This is a genomic window from Microbacterium sp. STRO-2N (assembly GCF_057747775.1).
Genome location: NZ_CM173223.1, coordinates 154,955 through 170,728, shown reverse-complemented (window position 1 = coordinate 170,728; position 15,774 = coordinate 154,955). Strand labels below are relative to the sequence as shown.

The window sequence follows — 15,774 nt, the reverse complement described above, 5'->3', positions numbered from 1 at the left end:
CGCGTCGGCGCGCGGCGCCTGGGAGAGCGCACATGTGCGCCGCCTACCTTCAGAAGATGACGAGCGACCACCCCCCGAGCGAACAGACCCCCGACCAGCAGCGCGCCGCGAGAGACAAGCGCTGGTCGAAGATCAAGAGCATGCACTGGCATGCGCGCGTGCCGACGGCCGACACGCAGCGCCGCGTCGGCGACGAGGTCCGCGTGCGCGGCTCGAAGCCGACGCTCATCCCCTCGCGCGCACCCGCCGACGACGCCGTCTGAGCACGCGCCGGGCGAGCCGCGCGACCCGGTGTCAGTGGGCGAAGCGAGGCGAGCGGGCGAGGTCGCGGCGCACCGGCGTGTACGTCGACCGTGCGACGCGCGGGCGACGCCATCGGGGCTCAGCCGGCGCCGTGACGTTCGGCGTCCGCCGGATCGCGCCGCTCAGCTCGGTGATCAGCGTCTCGATGTGTTCGCGCATGGCTCCTCCTCGTTCCCCTGAGAAGAGCGGCGGACGCATCCGGTGATACGTCCCGCTATGGCAGCACGGTACGCCGGGGTTCCGACATCGCTCCGCGTCACGCGGGGAGCTCCTCGAACCGTCGCGGAAGGCCCCACGGCGCGCTGAGAGGCGACCTAGTGCGACGGTACGCGCGGGTCAGGCTGCGGGAACCTCCGCGAACGCGCGCACCGGGAACGTGCCGAAACCCTCGACCGCCGGAGGCGCCGCGGTGAACCGGGCGCCGCTCGGCGGCAGGGCGCCGAGGTTCGTCAGATGCTCGACGACGTGGACGCCGGCGCCGAGCAGCAGCGAGTGCGCCGGCCGCTCGCCGCCGGACTCGGTGTCGTCGATGTTGAGCGAGTCGATCCCCACCAGCACGGCGCCCTGGTCGATGAGCCACTGCGCGCCTTCGCCCGTGAGGAAGGGCGCGCCCGTGCCGTACTCCGGCCGCCCGAACCAGCGGTCCCATCCGGTGTGCAGCAGCACGGCGGCTCCGCGCACGTCGCGATCGGCGAGCGTCTCGGGACGGATGCCTCGGCGCGCGGCATCCCATGCGTCCTCGAGGTGGAACACCTCGGTGCGCAGGCCGACGAGCGACGAGAGGTCGAGACCGGCGAGGTCGGGACCCTCGGCGTAGCGGTGGAACGGCGAGTCGAGGTAGGTGCCGGTGTTGCCGATCATCGTGATGACGTCCATCGCGAACTCCGTGCCGGGGGCGTAGCGGGCGCGCGAGTCCTCGCGGGTGAGGTGCGGCGTGATCGTCGGCGCGGGAAGCCCCGGGTACGTGACGAGCCCGGCCCGGATCGGGTGGCTCAGATCGACGACGCGCGTGCGCGCCGAGGCATCCGGCTCTGCGTCCGTCGCGGTGTCGACGCCGCGACTGCCGCGGTGCGGCTCTTCGACCACCCGCAGTCCGCGCAGTTCGACCTCGTCGACGAGCGCGAGGCCGAGGTGGGCGATCAGGAGCCGAGAGATCTCGTCCTCGCCGAGGTCGGGCGACGGCAGGTCGAGGCGGAAGCCGGTGCCCGACATCCCGCCGCCGTTCGCGAAGCGGATGTCGAAGTCGAAGTGTGCGCGGTACTCGGTGTCGGCAGGCATGGCGAGAGCATAGGGGGCCTCGGTCGGCCGGCAGGAGAAATGACGTCCCGCGGGGCGAAGTGGGCAGGATTCCTCCGGTAGAGGGGCTGTTCTCCTGCGCACCGAACCCCGCTAGCCGCTCGATCGTGCGATGGCAACCCCGTGACGACCGGGCCGCGGCCGACGTAGCGTCGCGGCATGGACACCTTCGACTTCGCACCCCGGCGCGCGATCGTGACGGCGTCGGACTCGGGCATCGGCCAGGCCACCGCGCTGGCTCTCGCCGATGCGGGCATGGACGTGGGCATCACCTGGCACAGCGACGAGGAGGGCGCCGAGCGCACTGCGGCGGCCGTGCGCGAACGCGGCCGCAGCGCCGAGGTGATCCGGTTCGACGCGACCGACCTCGAGCGCGTCGCCCCGACGCTCGACGAGCTCGTCGAGCGCCTCGGCGGTCTCGACGTCTTCGTCAACAACGCCGGCGGGGGCTCGGGCGGGCCGTTCCTCGACGTGTCGATCGAGGACTGGCGCCGCATCGTGGCACTCAACCTCGACGGCGCCTTCGCCGGGATGCAGGCGGCCGCGCGCCACATGGTGCGCGGGGGCCGCGGGGGCCGCATCATCGCGATCACGAGCGTGCACGAATCTCAGCCGCGCGTCGGGTCGGCGCCGTACGTCGCCGCCAAGCACGGCCTCGGCGGCCTCATCGAGACGATGGCGCAGGAGCTCGGCGAACACGCGATCACCGTGAACGCGGTCGCGCCCGGAGAGATCGCGACGCCGATGAACGAGATGGATTCCGAGGACGCCGAGCACACGCATCGCCCCGGCATCCCGCTCGGCCGCCCCGGCAAGCCCGAGGAGATCGCCGCCGTCGTCGCGTTCCTCGCCTCGCCCGCTGCCAGTTACGTCACCGGCGCGAGCTGGAGCGTGGACGGCGGGATGCTGCAGATGGGGCCGCAGGCGGGCTCCCACCTCACGAGCGACGCGTGGCGGGAAGGATGACGATGGACACTGAAGACACCACGGGTATGACGGACGAAGAGAAGCGGCGCGACCAGCTCACCTCAGCGCCCGACGCGGTCGAATCCGACGCCGATCCGCGCATCGACGTCACGCATCGCGACGGCGTGACGCGGATCGACATCCGCGACGACGCCGACGTGCGGCCCGGCGACCCCACCAAGGATCCCGAGGCCTGAGCCTCAGGGCCGGGTGAACAGGTAGCCGCGCTCGTCGTCGAAGCCGCCGATCGCGAGGCCGTCGGCCACGTGCCCCAGCACGGCGTCGCGCACGCGCAGGCGCCAGGCCGCGGCATCCGTCGGCGCCTCGCGGCGCATCGCCTCGATGTCGTGCGGGATCTCGACCGACGCGACCACGCGATCATCCGAGGGCGTGGGAACCGGCGGGGCGGCAAGGGCCCACGACACCATGATGCGGTCGGTCTCGTCACCGCGGTTGACGCCGTCGTCCATGGGTCCGTAGTGGTTCACGAGGTACTCGGTCACGCGCGTGCCGAGCACGCGCAGGTTGAAGTGGGCGTTGCGGGCGACGAGCGGGTCGAAGGTCCACGTGATGTGGCCGACCTCGCGCGCGAGCGCCCACTCGCGCTGGTGCTGCTTGAGCACGCGTCCGAGGCCGTGCGCCTGGCGCCCCGGCAGCACACCGGTGATGTGGCTGTGCATCGAGCGCGTCGCCGGAGCGGCGAAGAAGGCGACGGATGCCCCGACCATGACGCCCTCTTCGTACAGGCCGACCGCGTAGTTGCCGGAGTGCGCGAGGGCCCGCAGCAGGTTCGGCGGCATGCCGCCGCGGTCGCCGCCCCACACCTCCGCGAGCACGTCTGACGCGCGGAACACCTCCTCGACCGTGTCGAGCGGACGGATCTCGATGCGCGGCGGCGTCGTGGTGTCTGCCATGCCCACCAGTGTGTCACCGGCCGCGCGAGCCGTACTCCTGAACTTCGGCATCTGCCGCGCCGTCCGACAGCGGAATCCTGCGGACTCATCGCCTCGCCCGAGGAATCCTCAGGAGTTGCGCACGGCCGGGTGGGCGGACCGTCGGATGGCGTCCGCCGAGCCCCGGCGTCGGCGGCGCCGATAGCCTGGACGGATGGGTGCGGGTGACGAGAGCGCGAGACGACGACTCACCCGGATGCCTCGGCAGGGCGCCATCGTGGCGGTGCTGGCCGTCGCGGGCCTGTGCTCGTCGTTCATGTTCACCCTGATGGTGCCCATCCAGTCGAAGCTGCCCGAACTGCTGGATGCGAGCCGCGAGGACACGGCGTGGGTCGTCACCTCGACGCTGCTCGCGGCCGCGGTGATCACGCCGATCTCGGGGCGCCTCGGCGACATGTACGGCAAGCGCCGCATCCTGCTGGTTCTCGTCGCCGTGATGGTCGCGGGGTCCGTCATCGCGGCGCTGTCGCCCGGGATCATCGGCATCATCGTCGGGCGCACGCTGCAGGGGGCCATCGTCGGCGTGGTGCCGCTCGGCATCTCGATCATGCGCGACGTGCTCCACGAAGACCGGGTGGACTCTGCCATCGCGTTCATGAGCGCCACGCTCGGCGTCGGCGGAGCGCTCGGCCTGCCGATCAGCGCCGTCGTCACCGAGCGCAGTGACTGGCACATGCTGTTCTGGATGGCCGCCGGCCTCGGCGTCGTGGTGTTCGGGCTCGTGCTGTGGATCGTGCCGGTGAGCGTGCTGCGCACCGCCGGCCGCTTCGACTTCGTCGGCGCGGCCGGCCTCGCGGTGGGCCTGGTCGGCGTCCTTCTGGCGATCTCGCGCGGCAACGAGTGGGGCTGGGCGTCGCCGGCCGTGCTCATCTCGGGACTCGGCGGGCTCGCGGTGCTGCTGCTGTGGGGCTGGTTCGAGCTGCGCATCGCGGAGCCGCTGCTCGACCTCCGGGTCGCCGCCCGGCCTGCGGTGCTGCTCACCAACATCGCGTCGGTCGCGATGGGGTTCTCGCTGTTCGCGTCGAACGTCGTCTATCCGCAGCTGCTCGAGCTGCCGGTCGCGACCGGTTCGGGCTTCGGACTGTCGCTGCTCGCCGCGAGCCTGGTCGTCATGCCGTCGGGCCTGGTGATGATGCTCCTCTCCCCCATCGCCGGCCGCATCGCGCAGCGCACCGGCCCCAAGCTGCTGCTGCTCCTCGGCGCCGTCTCGCTGATCGTCGCGTACGGGTTCACGCTGCTGTGGTCGTCGGAGGTATGGCACCTCGTCGTCGCGAACATCCTCATCGGCGCGGGAATCGGCTTCGGGTACGCCTCGATGCCCATGCTCATCATGCGGTCGGTGCCGCAGAGCGAGACCGGAGCCTCGAACGGGCTCAACGCGCTGTTCCGCTCCCTCGGCACGAGCACGGCGGCCGCCGTCATCGGGGCGGTGCTCGCGAGCTACTCCGTGGACTTCGAGGGGGTCCCGGTTCCCACGCCCGGAGGCTTCACGCTGTCGCTGATCCTGGGAGGCGCTGCCGCCATCGTGGCCCTGGGCATCGCGGTGTTCATCCCGTCCCGGCGCGCGCCGGAGGAGAGGCATCCGTCGCTCCCGGATTGAGCCCTGCTGACGCGGCGGCATCCGACCGCTAGCCTGGCGTCATTGTCGGGGGCGACGGGAGCACGCGCATGGACGGGCGGGAGCGGAACGACCGGCGAGACGAGCCGGAGCAGGTGCCGGTGGGTGCGCCCGAGGGCGCGACGGCGGCGGCGGACGCCTCGACCACGCGCGGCGCGGCAGCTGCGCGCGCGAGCGGCACCGACGCGGCCGGTACCACCGCCCCCGCGGCGGGCGGCGACCGAGACACGCGGTTCTTCGGCCAGCCCTGGGCGCTCGCGCACGTGTTCGGCGTCGAGATGTGGGAGCGGTTCAGCTTCTACGGCATGCAGGGGATCCTGCTGCTGTACATGTACTACTCGGTCGCCGAGGGCGGGCTCGGGATCGACGAAGCCGTCGCGACCGGAATCGTCGGCGCCTACGGCGGCACGGTGTACCTCTCGACGATCCTCGGCGCGTGGGTCGCGGACCGGCTCCTCGGATCGGAGCGGGTGCTGTTCTACAGCGCGATCGTCATCATGGCGGGGCACATCGCACTCGCCGTGCTCCCGAGCACGTGGGGTCTCGGCATCGGCCTGATCTTCGTCGCGGTCGGCTCGGGGGGCCTCAAGGCGAACGCCACCTCCGTCGTCGGCACGCTCTACGCCGAGAAGGATCCGCGGCGCGACGCCGGCTTCTCGCTGTTCTACCTGGGCATCAACCTCGGGGCCTTCTTCGGACCGATCGTCACCGGTGCGCTGCAGTCGTCGATCGGATTCCACGCCGGCTTCGCGGCGGCCGCGGTCGGCATGGCGCTCGGTCTGCTGCAGTACTCGTTCGGACGCAAGCAGCTCCCCGCCTCGTCGCGCGTGGTCCCCAACCCGCTTCCCGCGAACCGGCGCCTGCTGTTCGTCGGCATCGCGGTCGGCGGACTCGTCGTCGTCGCCGGGCTCGTCCTGATAGGGGTGATCCGCGCCGACAACCTCGCGGGCATCGTGATCATCGTCACGCTGGGCGCGACGGTCGCGTACTTCGCGGTCATCGTGTCGTCGCGTGCGATCAGCGCGGTGGAGCGCTCGCGCGTCTTCGCCTTCATCCCGCTGTTCATCGTCAACGTCGGCTTCTGGTCGCTGTACCAGCAGCAGTTCACGGTGCTGACGCTGTACTCCGACAAGCAGCTGAATCGCGACATCCTCGGGTGGGAGATGCCGGTGTCGTGGGTCAACTCGATCAACCCGATCTTCGTGATCATCCTGTCTGGGGTGTTCGCCGCGATCTGGACCAAGATGGGCACGCGCCAGCCCTCGACCCCGGTGAAGTTCGCGCTCGGCGCGATCATCATGGGGATCGCGTTCCTGCTGTTCCTGCCCTTCGCGAACGGCGCGCCGAACTCGACGCCGCTGCTCGCGATCGTCGGCATCCTGCTCGTCTTCACGATCGCCGAGCTGTTCATCTCGCCGGTCGGACTCTCGGCGTCGACGAAGCTCGCGCCGCAGCGGTTCCACACGCAGATGGTGGCGCTCTACTTCCTGTCGGTCGCGCTCGGAACCTCGGTGGCGGGCTGGCTCGCGCAGTTCTACGACCCGGCGAACGAGGTGCCGTACTTCACGATCCTCGGCTTCATCTCGATCGGCCTCGGCATCGCGCTGTGGTTCTCGGTGAAGCCGGTGCTCGCGCTCATGCGGGGTGTGCGATGAGCACCCGGGGGTCTGGGGCGAAGCCCCAGTAGGCACTGTGCGATGAGCACCCGGGGGTCTGGGGCGAAGCCCCAGTAAGCACTGTGCGATGACGGATTCCGCGGCGGCCCGCCGCCGCCGACTCAGGCCTGGGCTGACGCCGCGAGCCTCGCCCGGGCCAGCACGACGCCCACCGCTCCCAGCACCGCTGCGACGACCATGGCCGCCGCCGACACCGCCGTGGTGACGGTGGGCGCCGACTCACCGCCCACGAGCCCGCCCAGCCAGGGGCCGACCGCGATGCCGACGTTGAACAGCACGACGATGCCGGCGCTCGCGAGCGTGCGCGTGCGCTCGGTGGCGATGCGCATGAGGGTCGTCTGCAGCAGCGGGAAGAGCGCACCGATCGCGAAGCCCCACACCAGGAGCGCGCCGATGACCGCGGCGAGCGCGCCGGCAGCGACAGTCAGCACGGCGAACGCCACCGCGAAGGCGGCCAGGATGACCACGAGCGAGCTGCGCGGGAACCGATCGGCGAGGAATCCGGCCGCGACGACTCCCACCATTCCCGCCATGCCGTACGCGAACAGCAGCATCGCGGCCCACTCGGTGCCGATCGTGGCCGACACCTCGAGGTACGGCCGGATGTAGGTGAACGAGGCGAACTGCGCGACCGCGATGAGCACTGCCGACGCCCCGAATGCGGCGAGCGCCGGCAGCGACGGATCGCGCCAGAAGCCGCGCACCCGATCGGCGGCGGCGTCGCGCGCGGGCACGTAGCGCGGCATCCCTCGCAGCACGATGACGCCGATCACGAGGGCGATGCCGCCGAGCACGACGAACGCCGCGCGCCACCCGACCCACTGCGCGAGCAGCGTGGCGGCCGGCAGCCCCGCCACAGTGGCGGCCGTGCCGCCCGCCGTGACGATCGCCAGCCCGCGTCCCAGATGCGAGGGTGCGAGGAGCGATGTCGCGTAAACGATCACGACGGCCCAGAAGACGCCGTGCGCGGCCGCGGCCGCGATGCGCATCGCGAAGGCGAAGGCATACGAGGGAGCCAGCGCGGTCGCGAGGTTGGCGAGCGCGAAGACCCCGAGCGAGACCCCCACCACGAGGCGCCGGTCGACGCGCGACACCGCCTTCGACAGCGGGATGCTGGTGAGGATCACCGTGAGCGCCCACACCGAGATGAGCAGACCGATCTGCATCGACGAGACCCCGAGATCGGCGGACATCTCGGGCATCATCCCTGCGGGGAGCGATTCGGCGGTCACGGTCACGAGCACGCCGAAGCTCAGGATGAGCAGGGCGCGCATCGGGAAGCGGGCCGGTGGAGCGGATGCCTCGGCCAGGGCGGTCGTTGTCGTCGTCATGATGCGAGGCTAAACTTTGACATCAATGTCAATGTCAAGCTCTTTCGCGAAACGGGACGACATGAAGATCGGCGAGCTCTCTGTACGCACCGGCATCCCCACCCGCATGCTGCGCTACTACGAGCAGCAGGGACTCCTCAGCTCGGAGCGGTCGGCCAACGGCTACCGCTCCTACGACGAGGCGGACGTTGACCGCGCGGTCCGCGTGCGCGGCCTCGTGCAGGCGGGCCTGTCCACCCGCATGGCGAAGGTCGTGCTCGACATCGAGCGCCAGTGCGAGCTGGCCGCGCCCCCGCAGTGCTCCCTCGCCCTCGCCGAAGAGCTCGCCGAGGAGCTCACCGTGCTGGAAGACCGCCTGGCGTGCCTCACCAAGAGCCGCGACGCGGTCGCGCGGTATCTCGAGCTGACCCGGCACGGCGACCTGATCCGCCGCGCGGACGCCGCCTGACGGCATCCGTCCACGGCGTCAGCCGCCGGCAGGGCAGAATCGAACAATGGCCGTCCCCGTGAACCTCACCCCCGACCACGCCTGCCTCATCGTCCACGGCAAGGACCGTCCGGGGATCGTCGCGGCAGTCTCGGCAGTGATCACGCGCATCGGCGGCAACATCGTCGCGTTCGACCAGTACTCCGACGACCCGATCGGCGGGGCGTACTTCCAGCGGGTCGTGTTCCACCGGCCGCGCTTCGCCGCCGACCGCCCGCACATCGAATCCGAGATCGGACGGACGCTCGCGGACTTCGACCTCGAGTGGTCGCTCACCGATCAGTCGGTGCCCAAGCGCATGGCGATCCTCGCCTCGAAGCAGGACCACTGCCTCCTCGACCTGCTGTGGCGCCACCGCCGCGGCGACCTGCCGGTCACGATTCCGATGGTCGTCTCGAACCACACCACGTCTGCCGACGACGTCCGCTCGTTCGGCGTTCCGTTCTTCCACGTCCCCTCGGTCGCCGGGCCCGACAAGTCGGCGTCCGAGGCGAGGATCCTCGAGCTGCTGAAGGGCAACGTCGACTTCGTCGTGCTGGCACGCTACATGCAGATCCTGTCGCCGGACTTCCTCGAGCAGCTCGGCGTCCCGGTCATCAACATCCACCACTCGTTCCTGCCGGCCTTCATCGGCGCCGAGCCGTACAAGAAGGCCAAGGAGCGCGGCGTCAAGCTCATCGGTGCCACGTCGCACTATGTCACCGGCGACCTCGACGAGGGACCGATCATCGAGCAGGACACCGTGCGGGTCACCCACGCCGACTCGGCCGCCGAGCTCGCCCGACGAGGCGCCGACGTCGAGCGCCAGGTGCTCTCGCGCGCCGTGCTGTGGCACGCGCAGGACCGCGTGATCCGCCACGGCAACCACACGATCGTGTTTTGACGACGGATGCCGCGGGCCGCGGCATCCGTCACGCCGAAGCGACCTGTTCCCCCCGTCCGGGTGTCACGACACGCGGCATCGCGCGGCGCATTCCGCGTGTTGCGCCACCTGAAGCGATGCGACCCGGCACTCGGGTGTCGCGACGTGCGGCGTCCGTCATGAAGAGCGCTGCCGCGCGTCCTCTTCGGCGCCGCATCCGCACGAGTCCCCGCGGCGCAGCGAGGTCTGCAAGACGTGATGGACGGGCACACTGGCCGCGTCGGCGGCGCGGGCGACGACGATCTCGACGGCTTCGGCGGCGAGCCGGCGCACGTCCTGCACGACGGCCGTCAGCGTCGGAACGGTGAACAACCCTGCCTCTGAGCCGTCGAGCGACACGACGGCGACGTCTCCAGGCACACCGATCCCGGCTTCCCGCAGCGCCTTGAGCGCACCGATCGCCTGCGCATCGCTGGCCGCGAACAGCCCGTCGAAGTCGACGCCCGTTTCGGCCAGTCCACGGCGGACCGCCTCGTAGCCCGCCTCGCGTGAGAACGCGCTCCGCCAGACACGCTCGCCCGTCGAGTCACCCGAAGTCTCGCGCCAGCCCTGGTCGCGATCGCGCACCGGCTCGAGCTCGGCCGGTCCCGAGAGGAAGCGGAGCCGTGCGCGTCCGTGCTCCTGCAGATGGCGGACGCCCATCGCCGCGGCCGCGCGGTTGTCGGTCACGACGCTGGAATAGGGAGTGCCGCCGCCCGCGCGGTCCAGCAGCACGAGAGGTATCCCCGCTCGCTCGATCTCGGCCACGTCGGGATGCCCCGACGCGCTGATCAGCACGACACCGTCGACCTGGCGATCCAGGAACGACCTGAGATAACTCTGCTCGCGCTCCGCGTCGTTTGCGGCCGTGCCGATGATGAGGACGTACCCGCGCTGCTGCGCTTCGTCTTCCATCGCCTGCGCGAGCTCGGCGAAGTGCGGGTTCAGGTGATCGGGCATCAGCATCGCGATCGAATGCGTCCGCGTCCCACGCAACGCCTGGGCCACCTTGTTCGGCCGGTACCCGAGCTCCGCGATCGCCGCCTCGACACGCCGCCGGGCGTCGGCCGACACCGGTCGCGGACCATCGTTGAGCACATAGCTGACGACGGCCGGCGAGACGCCGGCCACGCGAGCGACATCCGCGCGCCGGACCTGGGTCATCGCACCGCCTGCTGGGCGCCGCGCGCGCCGACGAACCGCACCGCACGCGTTCCCGCGGCGACGCCGCGGCGGACCGCCGCCGCCAGATCGCCCGTCCGGGTCAGCTCCGCGACCATCGCGCCCACGAACGCGTCTCCTGCACCGGTCGTGTCGACGACCTCGACTCGTTCCGCATGCGACCGGCCGCCTTCCCCGCGAGAGGCCCACACGGCCCCGCTGGCGCCCAGTGTAATCACAACGGAACGCGCGACAGCGGCCAGAGCGGTCGCGACGTCCGCACGCTCGAGCCCGTCGACCTCCAGTCCCAGCGCGAGCGCGGTCTCCTCCGCCTCGAGCTCGTTGACGACGAGCGGGTCGGCGAGCGCGATGACCTCTCGCGGCACGCCGATGGCCGGAGCGAGGTTCAAGACGAACCGGATGGATGCAGCTTCGGCGGCTGCGGCAGCCTCGACGATCGCGGCGACCGGCGACTCCCCCTGCGTCAGGACGACGCGTGCGTCGGGGAGCCGTGAGATCGCGGTGCGCACCTCGTCCGCGGTCAGCGCATCGTTGGCGCCGGGTGAGACGATGATCGAGTTCTGACCGTGATCGTCGATCATGATGACGGCCGTCCCCGTCATCGCTTCGGCGACCCGTCGGATCCACGTCGTGTCGACCCCGCGGTCGCGCAGGTCAGCCACGAGCGCGTCGCCATCGCCTCCGACGGTGGCGACCATCGCGCACGTCGCCCCCTGCTCCCGCACGGCCGCCGCCTGGTTCGCCCCCTTCCCTCCCGGAGTCCGCGTGATCGACGACGACAGCACCGTCTCGCCCGCCCAGGGCAGTCGCTGCACCCGCAGTCCGAGGTCGTAGTTCACCGATCCCACGACGACGACGTCCGTCACTTCAACCCTTTCGTCGCCACCGACTGCGTGAAGTACCGCTGCAGCACGAGGAGGAGCACGGCCGGGATCACCGAGATCACGAGCGCTCCGCCGAACATCTGACCGAAATTGAAACTGGTGTCGGAGAACGTCCTGGACAGCGCGATCGCGGCCACCTGGACGTTCTCGTCCGAGACGACCAGCAGCGGCCACAGGTACGCGCTCCACTGAGCGAGGAAGATGAGCAGCGCCGAATTGATCACCGGCGTCACACTCAACGGCAGGTACACCTGCGTCATCGTCCGAAGCTCCGACGCCCCGTCCGCGCGAGCGGCCTCGTGAAGCTCGGTCGGGATGCCGAGGAAGAACTGCCGCAGGTTGAAGATCGCCAGCCCGTTCCCGATGCCCGGCAGGATGAGTCCGAGGTACGTGTTGTCGAGGTGCCATTGCGTGAAGATCTGCGCAAGCGGGATCGCGATGGCCTCGAACGGGATCATGAAGCCGACGACCAGGACGGCGAACACGAGCTCGCGTCCCGGGAAGCGGAACACGCTGAGGGCGTATGCGGCCGGGATCGTGATCACGAGTCCGAGCACGACGCTCGCGAATCCGACGATCAGCGAGTTCAGCAGCGCCCGGCCGAACCGGAGCGGCCCGAACAGCGCGGCGTAGTTCTCCAGCGTCCACACGTCGGGGATGAGCGTGTTCCAGCTGAGCGGACTCACGCTGCCGATCACGTCGCTGCCCGGGCGCAGCGAGCCGAACAGCATCCAGATCGCGGGGAGCAGGAAGAGCACGCCGACGAGCGCGGCGAGGACTCCGAGGAGCACGTACTGCACGCGGATCCTGCGGCGCAGCCGGGTGCCGGCACTGGTGTCGGCGGTCATCGCTTGTCCTCCTTCAGGAGGCGGAACTGCACGAACACGATGATCAGCATGATGATCGTGAGGATCACCGTCGCCGTCGCGCCCTGGTTCGGCTGGGAATAGGTATACGTCCGGCGATACGCATCGAACATCAGCATCGTCGTCGAGTTCTGCGGTCCGCCCTCGGTGAGCATCTGCATCGGGACGAACAGGACGAAGTTCGCCACCGTGTCGGCGACGAGCACGAACAGCAGGGGCCGGCGGAGCATCGGCAGCGTGACGGACCAGAAGCTGCGCCAGGCGCCCGCGCCGTCGAGGGAGGCTGCTTCGTACAGCTCTTCGGGGATCTCGTTGATCCCGGCGACCAGGAAGATCATCCAGTAGCCGATGCCCACCCAGGACGCGACCAGCATGATGCTGGCCAGGGCCTGGCTCGGCGACGAGAGGAAGGGCTGCGCGGGAAGACCGAGGAACTGCAGGATGCCGTTCACCGGTCCGTCTGCGCGCAGGGCGACGCCCCACGCGATGGACGACCCGACCAGCGGGATCGTGCACGGGATGAAGACGGCCATGCGCCACAGGCCGCGGGCGGGCAGCCGCCGTGTGAGCAGCACCGCGATCACGAGCGCGAGGGCGATCTGGAGCGGGTTGATGATCACGTTGAAGAGCAGCGTGCGACCGAGCGTCGCCTGGAAGAGCGGATCGGCGAGCAGCTCGACGTAGTTCTGCAGTCCTGCGAACCGCTCCTCTGCCAGCAGTCCGATGCCGTCTCGCACATGCAGCGTCGACCACACCGCCCCGAGGAACGGGATGATGCGGATGAGGAGGATCGTGACGACCGCGGGAGCAAGGAATGCCGCGGCGATCATCCACCCTCGGCGGCCCCGCCGTGTGGCCCGTCGCGGGGCGACGGCGGAGGTCCTTCGCGTGTCGCGGGCTGCCTGAGTCCCCGGCCCGGTGGGGACCCCCGCTGCGGGGGTCCCCACCTCTGACATCACCGGTACTGCTTCCATGCGTTCGTCAGCTCCGTCTCTGCGGCGGCAAGGGCCTCGGCCGGGTCCGCGCCGTTCGCGATGTCGGAGAACGCACGACCGAGGATCTCTTCGAACTCGATGTAGCCGACCGTCGACGCACGGGCCACCGCACTGGTCTCGGTCTCTTCGGCGATCACTTCGGCGGCCTGTGCCCCGCCCTCGGAGGAGGTGAATGCCGGACTCGTGAGGTAGGTCTCCAGCCCGGCGAGGTTGGCAGGAAGCTCGGCGAACTCACGGTGCTTCCCATACCCGCCCTCACCGTCGACGGCCATCCAATCGATGAAGACGGCAGCCGCCTCCTTGTTCTTCGAGAACGGATTGATGCCGAGCGACCACGACCCTGTGGGCGTCGCGGGGTCCCCACCCTCCCAGACCGGGTTGAGCGCCGCACCCCAGTTGAAGGTCGCGTCGAGCATCTTGGGCACCATCCAGTTGCCCTCGATGAAGAACGCGGTCTTCCCCGCGAGGAAGGTCGCGTCTGTCTGCTCCGGCGTGACACCCTTCGGCGAGACGCCGTCGGTGAACAGCGAGCCGTAGTACGTCATCGCGTCGACCCAGCCCTCGTTCGTGAGATCCGGCGTGAGCATGTCGTCGCCCGTGACCCCGACGCCGCCGCCGGCGGAGACCGGGATCGGTTCGAGCTGGTAGTAGCGGTTGGGCTGCCCGACCATCAGTCCGATCTCGGCACCCCCGGACGCCTGTGCCTTCGCGCCCAGCTCCTTGAGCTGCTGCCACGTGACCCGCTCGCCGGTGGACCCGGGAGGTGTGATCCCGGCAGCGTCGAGGATGTCCTTGTTGTAGAAGAGCACCTGCGTCGAGTTCGCGATGGGCACGGACCAGAGCTTTCCGTCGTAGGAGCTGGACTCGACCGTCGCGGGGACGAGGCCGTCCAGCCGCCCTTCGAACGCCTCGGTCAGGTCCTCCAGATAGCCGCGCTCCGACAGTGCCGGCACGCGCGGCTGATCGACCCAGAACACGTCCGGGTCGCCGCTCTTGGACGTGATGCGCGTGTCCAGCACGCTGTTGAGGTCGTCGAACGGCACGTACTGGTACTCCACCTGGATGGTCGGGTGCGCCTCCTCGAAGGCGGCGATCACGTCGTCCATGCTCTCGGCGACGGGATCGACGATGCCCACCACCTTGATCGTGGCCGTGGGGTCTTCATCGGGGATGCTCCAGTCCTCGGACGGCGAGCCGGTCGAGGGGTCCGAGGCACAGCCGGCGAACAACACTGTCGCGGCGGCGCCGAGCACGAAGATCTTGCCGAATGCGGCGCGGGTCATGCGATTGCCTCCAGATTCTCAAGGAAGTGCTTGTTGAACTCGGCGACGTCGACGGCGACGGCGACCGAGGCATTGGGGCGGGTGGGGCGGGGAGTCCCGTCCGGTCCGCTGCCGGCGCAGCGGAAGTCGCAGACCATCACCCCGCGGGTGAGGTCGGCCGTGCTGACCGCGACGTGGGCGTCGCGCCAGGTGATGATGTCGGGGCGCGTCACTGCGGCCACGGCGAGCGGATCGTGCATCGCGCACGAGGTGAGCCCGGGCTCATCGATCTCGGCGAGATGGTCGATCCACGCGGCCGTGTACTCGCCCGCGAACGCCATGAACCGGCGTTCGCTCGCCGCCATGTCGAGCGCCTGCTCGCGTTCGACGCGCACCTGCAGCGTCACGTCCAGTCCGACCCACCGCGCGACGACATCGGAGTCGAGGACGACGGCGGCCGCTTCGGGGTCGCACCAGATGTTGAACTCGCCCGGCATCGCGGCGTTGTTGGTCTGACCCTCGAACACCCCGCCCATGATCACGAGGGACTTCAGAGCCCCCGCGAACCCGGGGTCGAGACGCATCGCGAGCGCCACGTTCGTGAGGGGGCCGACGGCGACCACGGTGATCTCGCCGGGGTTGGCGCGCACGAGGTCGACCATCGCCTGCGCTGCCGTCCCCTCCTTCGCCTCTCGTGCCGGGACGTCGGCGGGCAGCGACCCCTGTCGTGCGCGTGGGCGAACGAGCGGCCGCGTCGCTCCGCGCACCACCGGCACATCCGGTCGCCCGAGACGGTGCAGCAGCTCGAGCGTGAGCGCGGTCGCGGTGTCGGCGTCGGTGTTGCCGTTCACGGTGGTGACCAGCTCGAGCTCGATCTCCGAGTCTGCGAGAGCCAGCGCGAGGGCGAATCCGTCATCGATGTCGCTGCCCGGCGCCCCCATGGCGAGATCCACGTCCAGTAGTACCCGTTCCACTTCGAACCCTCCTCATCGAGTGCGTACAAGCGGCCATTCAACACGAGTTGAATTGGGGTGGCAAGACCCAATTCAACACG

The 15,774-nt window shown here is 70.1% G+C and carries 17 protein-coding genes; 7 read left to right on the top strand and 10 right to left on the bottom strand.

The window, feature by feature from the left end:
- Window positions 1–56 precede the first annotated feature (56 nt).
- Complete coding sequence (locus AC3ANN_RS00755) at window positions 57–263, top strand: hypothetical protein (protein WP_488339105.1); 207 nt, start codon at window positions 57–59, stop codon at window positions 261–263.
- Window positions 264–294: 31 nt separating this feature from the next.
- On the opposite strand, the gene AC3ANN_RS00750 is transcribed toward AC3ANN_RS00755, so the two are convergent.
- Window positions 295–462, bottom strand: a complete 168-nt coding sequence (locus AC3ANN_RS00750) for a hypothetical protein (RefSeq protein WP_488339104.1) — start codon at window positions 460–462, stop codon at window positions 295–297.
- A 177-nt stretch (window positions 463–639) separates the two neighbouring features.
- Window positions 640–1,581, bottom strand: coding sequence for a cyclase family protein (locus tag AC3ANN_RS00745; protein ID WP_488339103.1), 942 nt, complete (start codon window positions 1,579–1,581; stop codon window positions 640–642).
- Window positions 1,582–1,758: 177 nt separating this feature from the next.
- Here AC3ANN_RS00745 and AC3ANN_RS00740 point away from each other — a divergent pair, with 177 nt between their 5' ends.
- Both AC3ANN_RS00740 and AC3ANN_RS00735 read left to right on the top strand, forming a co-directional pair.
- A complete protein-coding gene (locus AC3ANN_RS00740) occupies window positions 1,759–2,565 on the top strand; it encodes an SDR family oxidoreductase (RefSeq protein WP_488339102.1) in 807 nt (268 codons plus the stop codon).
- Between the two features lie 2 nt (window positions 2,566–2,567).
- Complete coding sequence (locus AC3ANN_RS00735) at window positions 2,568–2,762, top strand: hypothetical protein (protein WP_488339101.1); 195 nt, start codon at window positions 2,568–2,570, stop codon at window positions 2,760–2,762.
- Between the two features lie 3 nt (window positions 2,763–2,765).
- Here AC3ANN_RS00735 and AC3ANN_RS00730 read toward each other — a convergent pair whose 3' ends face one another.
- Entirely contained in the window at window positions 2,766–3,479 is a 714-nt protein-coding gene (locus AC3ANN_RS00730) for a GNAT family N-acetyltransferase (RefSeq protein ID WP_488339100.1), read from the bottom strand.
- 235 nt (window positions 3,480–3,714) lie between these two features.
- On the opposite strand from AC3ANN_RS00730, the gene AC3ANN_RS00725 reads away from it, so the two are divergent.
- Window positions 3,715–5,118, top strand: a complete 1,404-nt coding sequence (locus AC3ANN_RS00725; protein WP_488339099.1) for an MFS transporter — start codon at window positions 3,715–3,717, stop codon at window positions 5,116–5,118.
- Window positions 5,119–5,186: 68 nt separating this feature from the next.
- Window positions 5,187–6,791 (top strand): peptide MFS transporter, encoded by a 1,605-nt coding sequence (locus AC3ANN_RS00720; protein ID WP_488339098.1) that lies wholly within the window; start codon window positions 5,187–5,189, stop codon window positions 6,789–6,791.
- 122 nt (window positions 6,792–6,913) lie between these two features.
- Here AC3ANN_RS00720 and AC3ANN_RS00715 read toward each other — a convergent pair whose 3' ends face one another.
- Window positions 6,914–8,143: an MFS transporter gene (locus AC3ANN_RS00715; protein ID WP_488339097.1), complete on the bottom strand. Its 1,230-nt coding sequence runs from the start codon at window positions 8,141–8,143 to the stop codon at window positions 6,914–6,916.
- A gap of 61 nt (window positions 8,144–8,204) precedes the next feature.
- On the opposite strand from AC3ANN_RS00715, the gene AC3ANN_RS00710 reads away from it, so the two are divergent.
- Together AC3ANN_RS00710 and purU are read left to right on the top strand one after the other, a co-directional pair.
- Window positions 8,205–8,591, top strand: a complete 387-nt coding sequence (locus AC3ANN_RS00710) for a MerR family transcriptional regulator (RefSeq protein ID WP_488339096.1) — start codon at window positions 8,205–8,207, stop codon at window positions 8,589–8,591.
- 46 nt (window positions 8,592–8,637) lie between these two features.
- Entirely contained in the window at window positions 8,638–9,513 is an 876-nt protein-coding gene (gene purU, locus AC3ANN_RS00705; protein ID WP_488339095.1) for a formyltetrahydrofolate deformylase, read from the top strand.
- 156 nt (window positions 9,514–9,669) lie between these two features.
- Here the strand turns inward: purU and AC3ANN_RS00700 are convergent, their stop codons facing one another.
- The 6 genes from AC3ANN_RS00700 to AC3ANN_RS00675 form a co-directional block, all read right to left on the bottom strand.
- The gene (locus AC3ANN_RS00700) at window positions 9,670–10,695 is read right to left on the bottom strand and encodes a LacI family DNA-binding transcriptional regulator (protein WP_488339094.1); all 1,026 of its coding nucleotides are present in this window, start codon (window positions 10,693–10,695) and stop codon (window positions 9,670–9,672) included.
- Complete coding sequence (locus AC3ANN_RS00695; protein ID WP_488339093.1) at window positions 10,692–11,579, bottom strand: ribokinase; 888 nt, start codon at window positions 11,577–11,579, stop codon at window positions 10,692–10,694. The genes AC3ANN_RS00700 and AC3ANN_RS00695 overlap by 4 nt, the downstream gene beginning before the upstream one ends.
- Window positions 11,576–12,445: a carbohydrate ABC transporter permease gene (locus tag AC3ANN_RS00690; protein ID WP_488339092.1), complete on the bottom strand. Its 870-nt coding sequence runs from the start codon at window positions 12,443–12,445 to the stop codon at window positions 11,576–11,578. The genes AC3ANN_RS00695 and AC3ANN_RS00690 overlap by 4 nt, the downstream gene beginning before the upstream one ends.
- Window positions 12,442–13,293: a carbohydrate ABC transporter permease gene (locus AC3ANN_RS00685; RefSeq protein WP_488339091.1), complete on the bottom strand. Its 852-nt coding sequence runs from the start codon at window positions 13,291–13,293 to the stop codon at window positions 12,442–12,444. The genes AC3ANN_RS00690 and AC3ANN_RS00685 overlap by 4 nt, the downstream gene beginning before the upstream one ends.
- Before the next feature lie 125 nt (window positions 13,294–13,418).
- Window positions 13,419–14,741 (bottom strand): ABC transporter substrate-binding protein, encoded by a 1,323-nt coding sequence (locus AC3ANN_RS00680; RefSeq protein ID WP_488339090.1) that lies wholly within the window; start codon window positions 14,739–14,741, stop codon window positions 13,419–13,421.
- Window positions 14,738–15,694: a nucleoside hydrolase gene (locus AC3ANN_RS00675; RefSeq protein WP_488339089.1), complete on the bottom strand. Its 957-nt coding sequence runs from the start codon at window positions 15,692–15,694 to the stop codon at window positions 14,738–14,740. Before AC3ANN_RS00675 ends, AC3ANN_RS00680 begins: the two co-directional genes overlap by 4 nt.
- Between the last annotated feature and the right edge of the window lie 80 nt (window positions 15,695–15,774).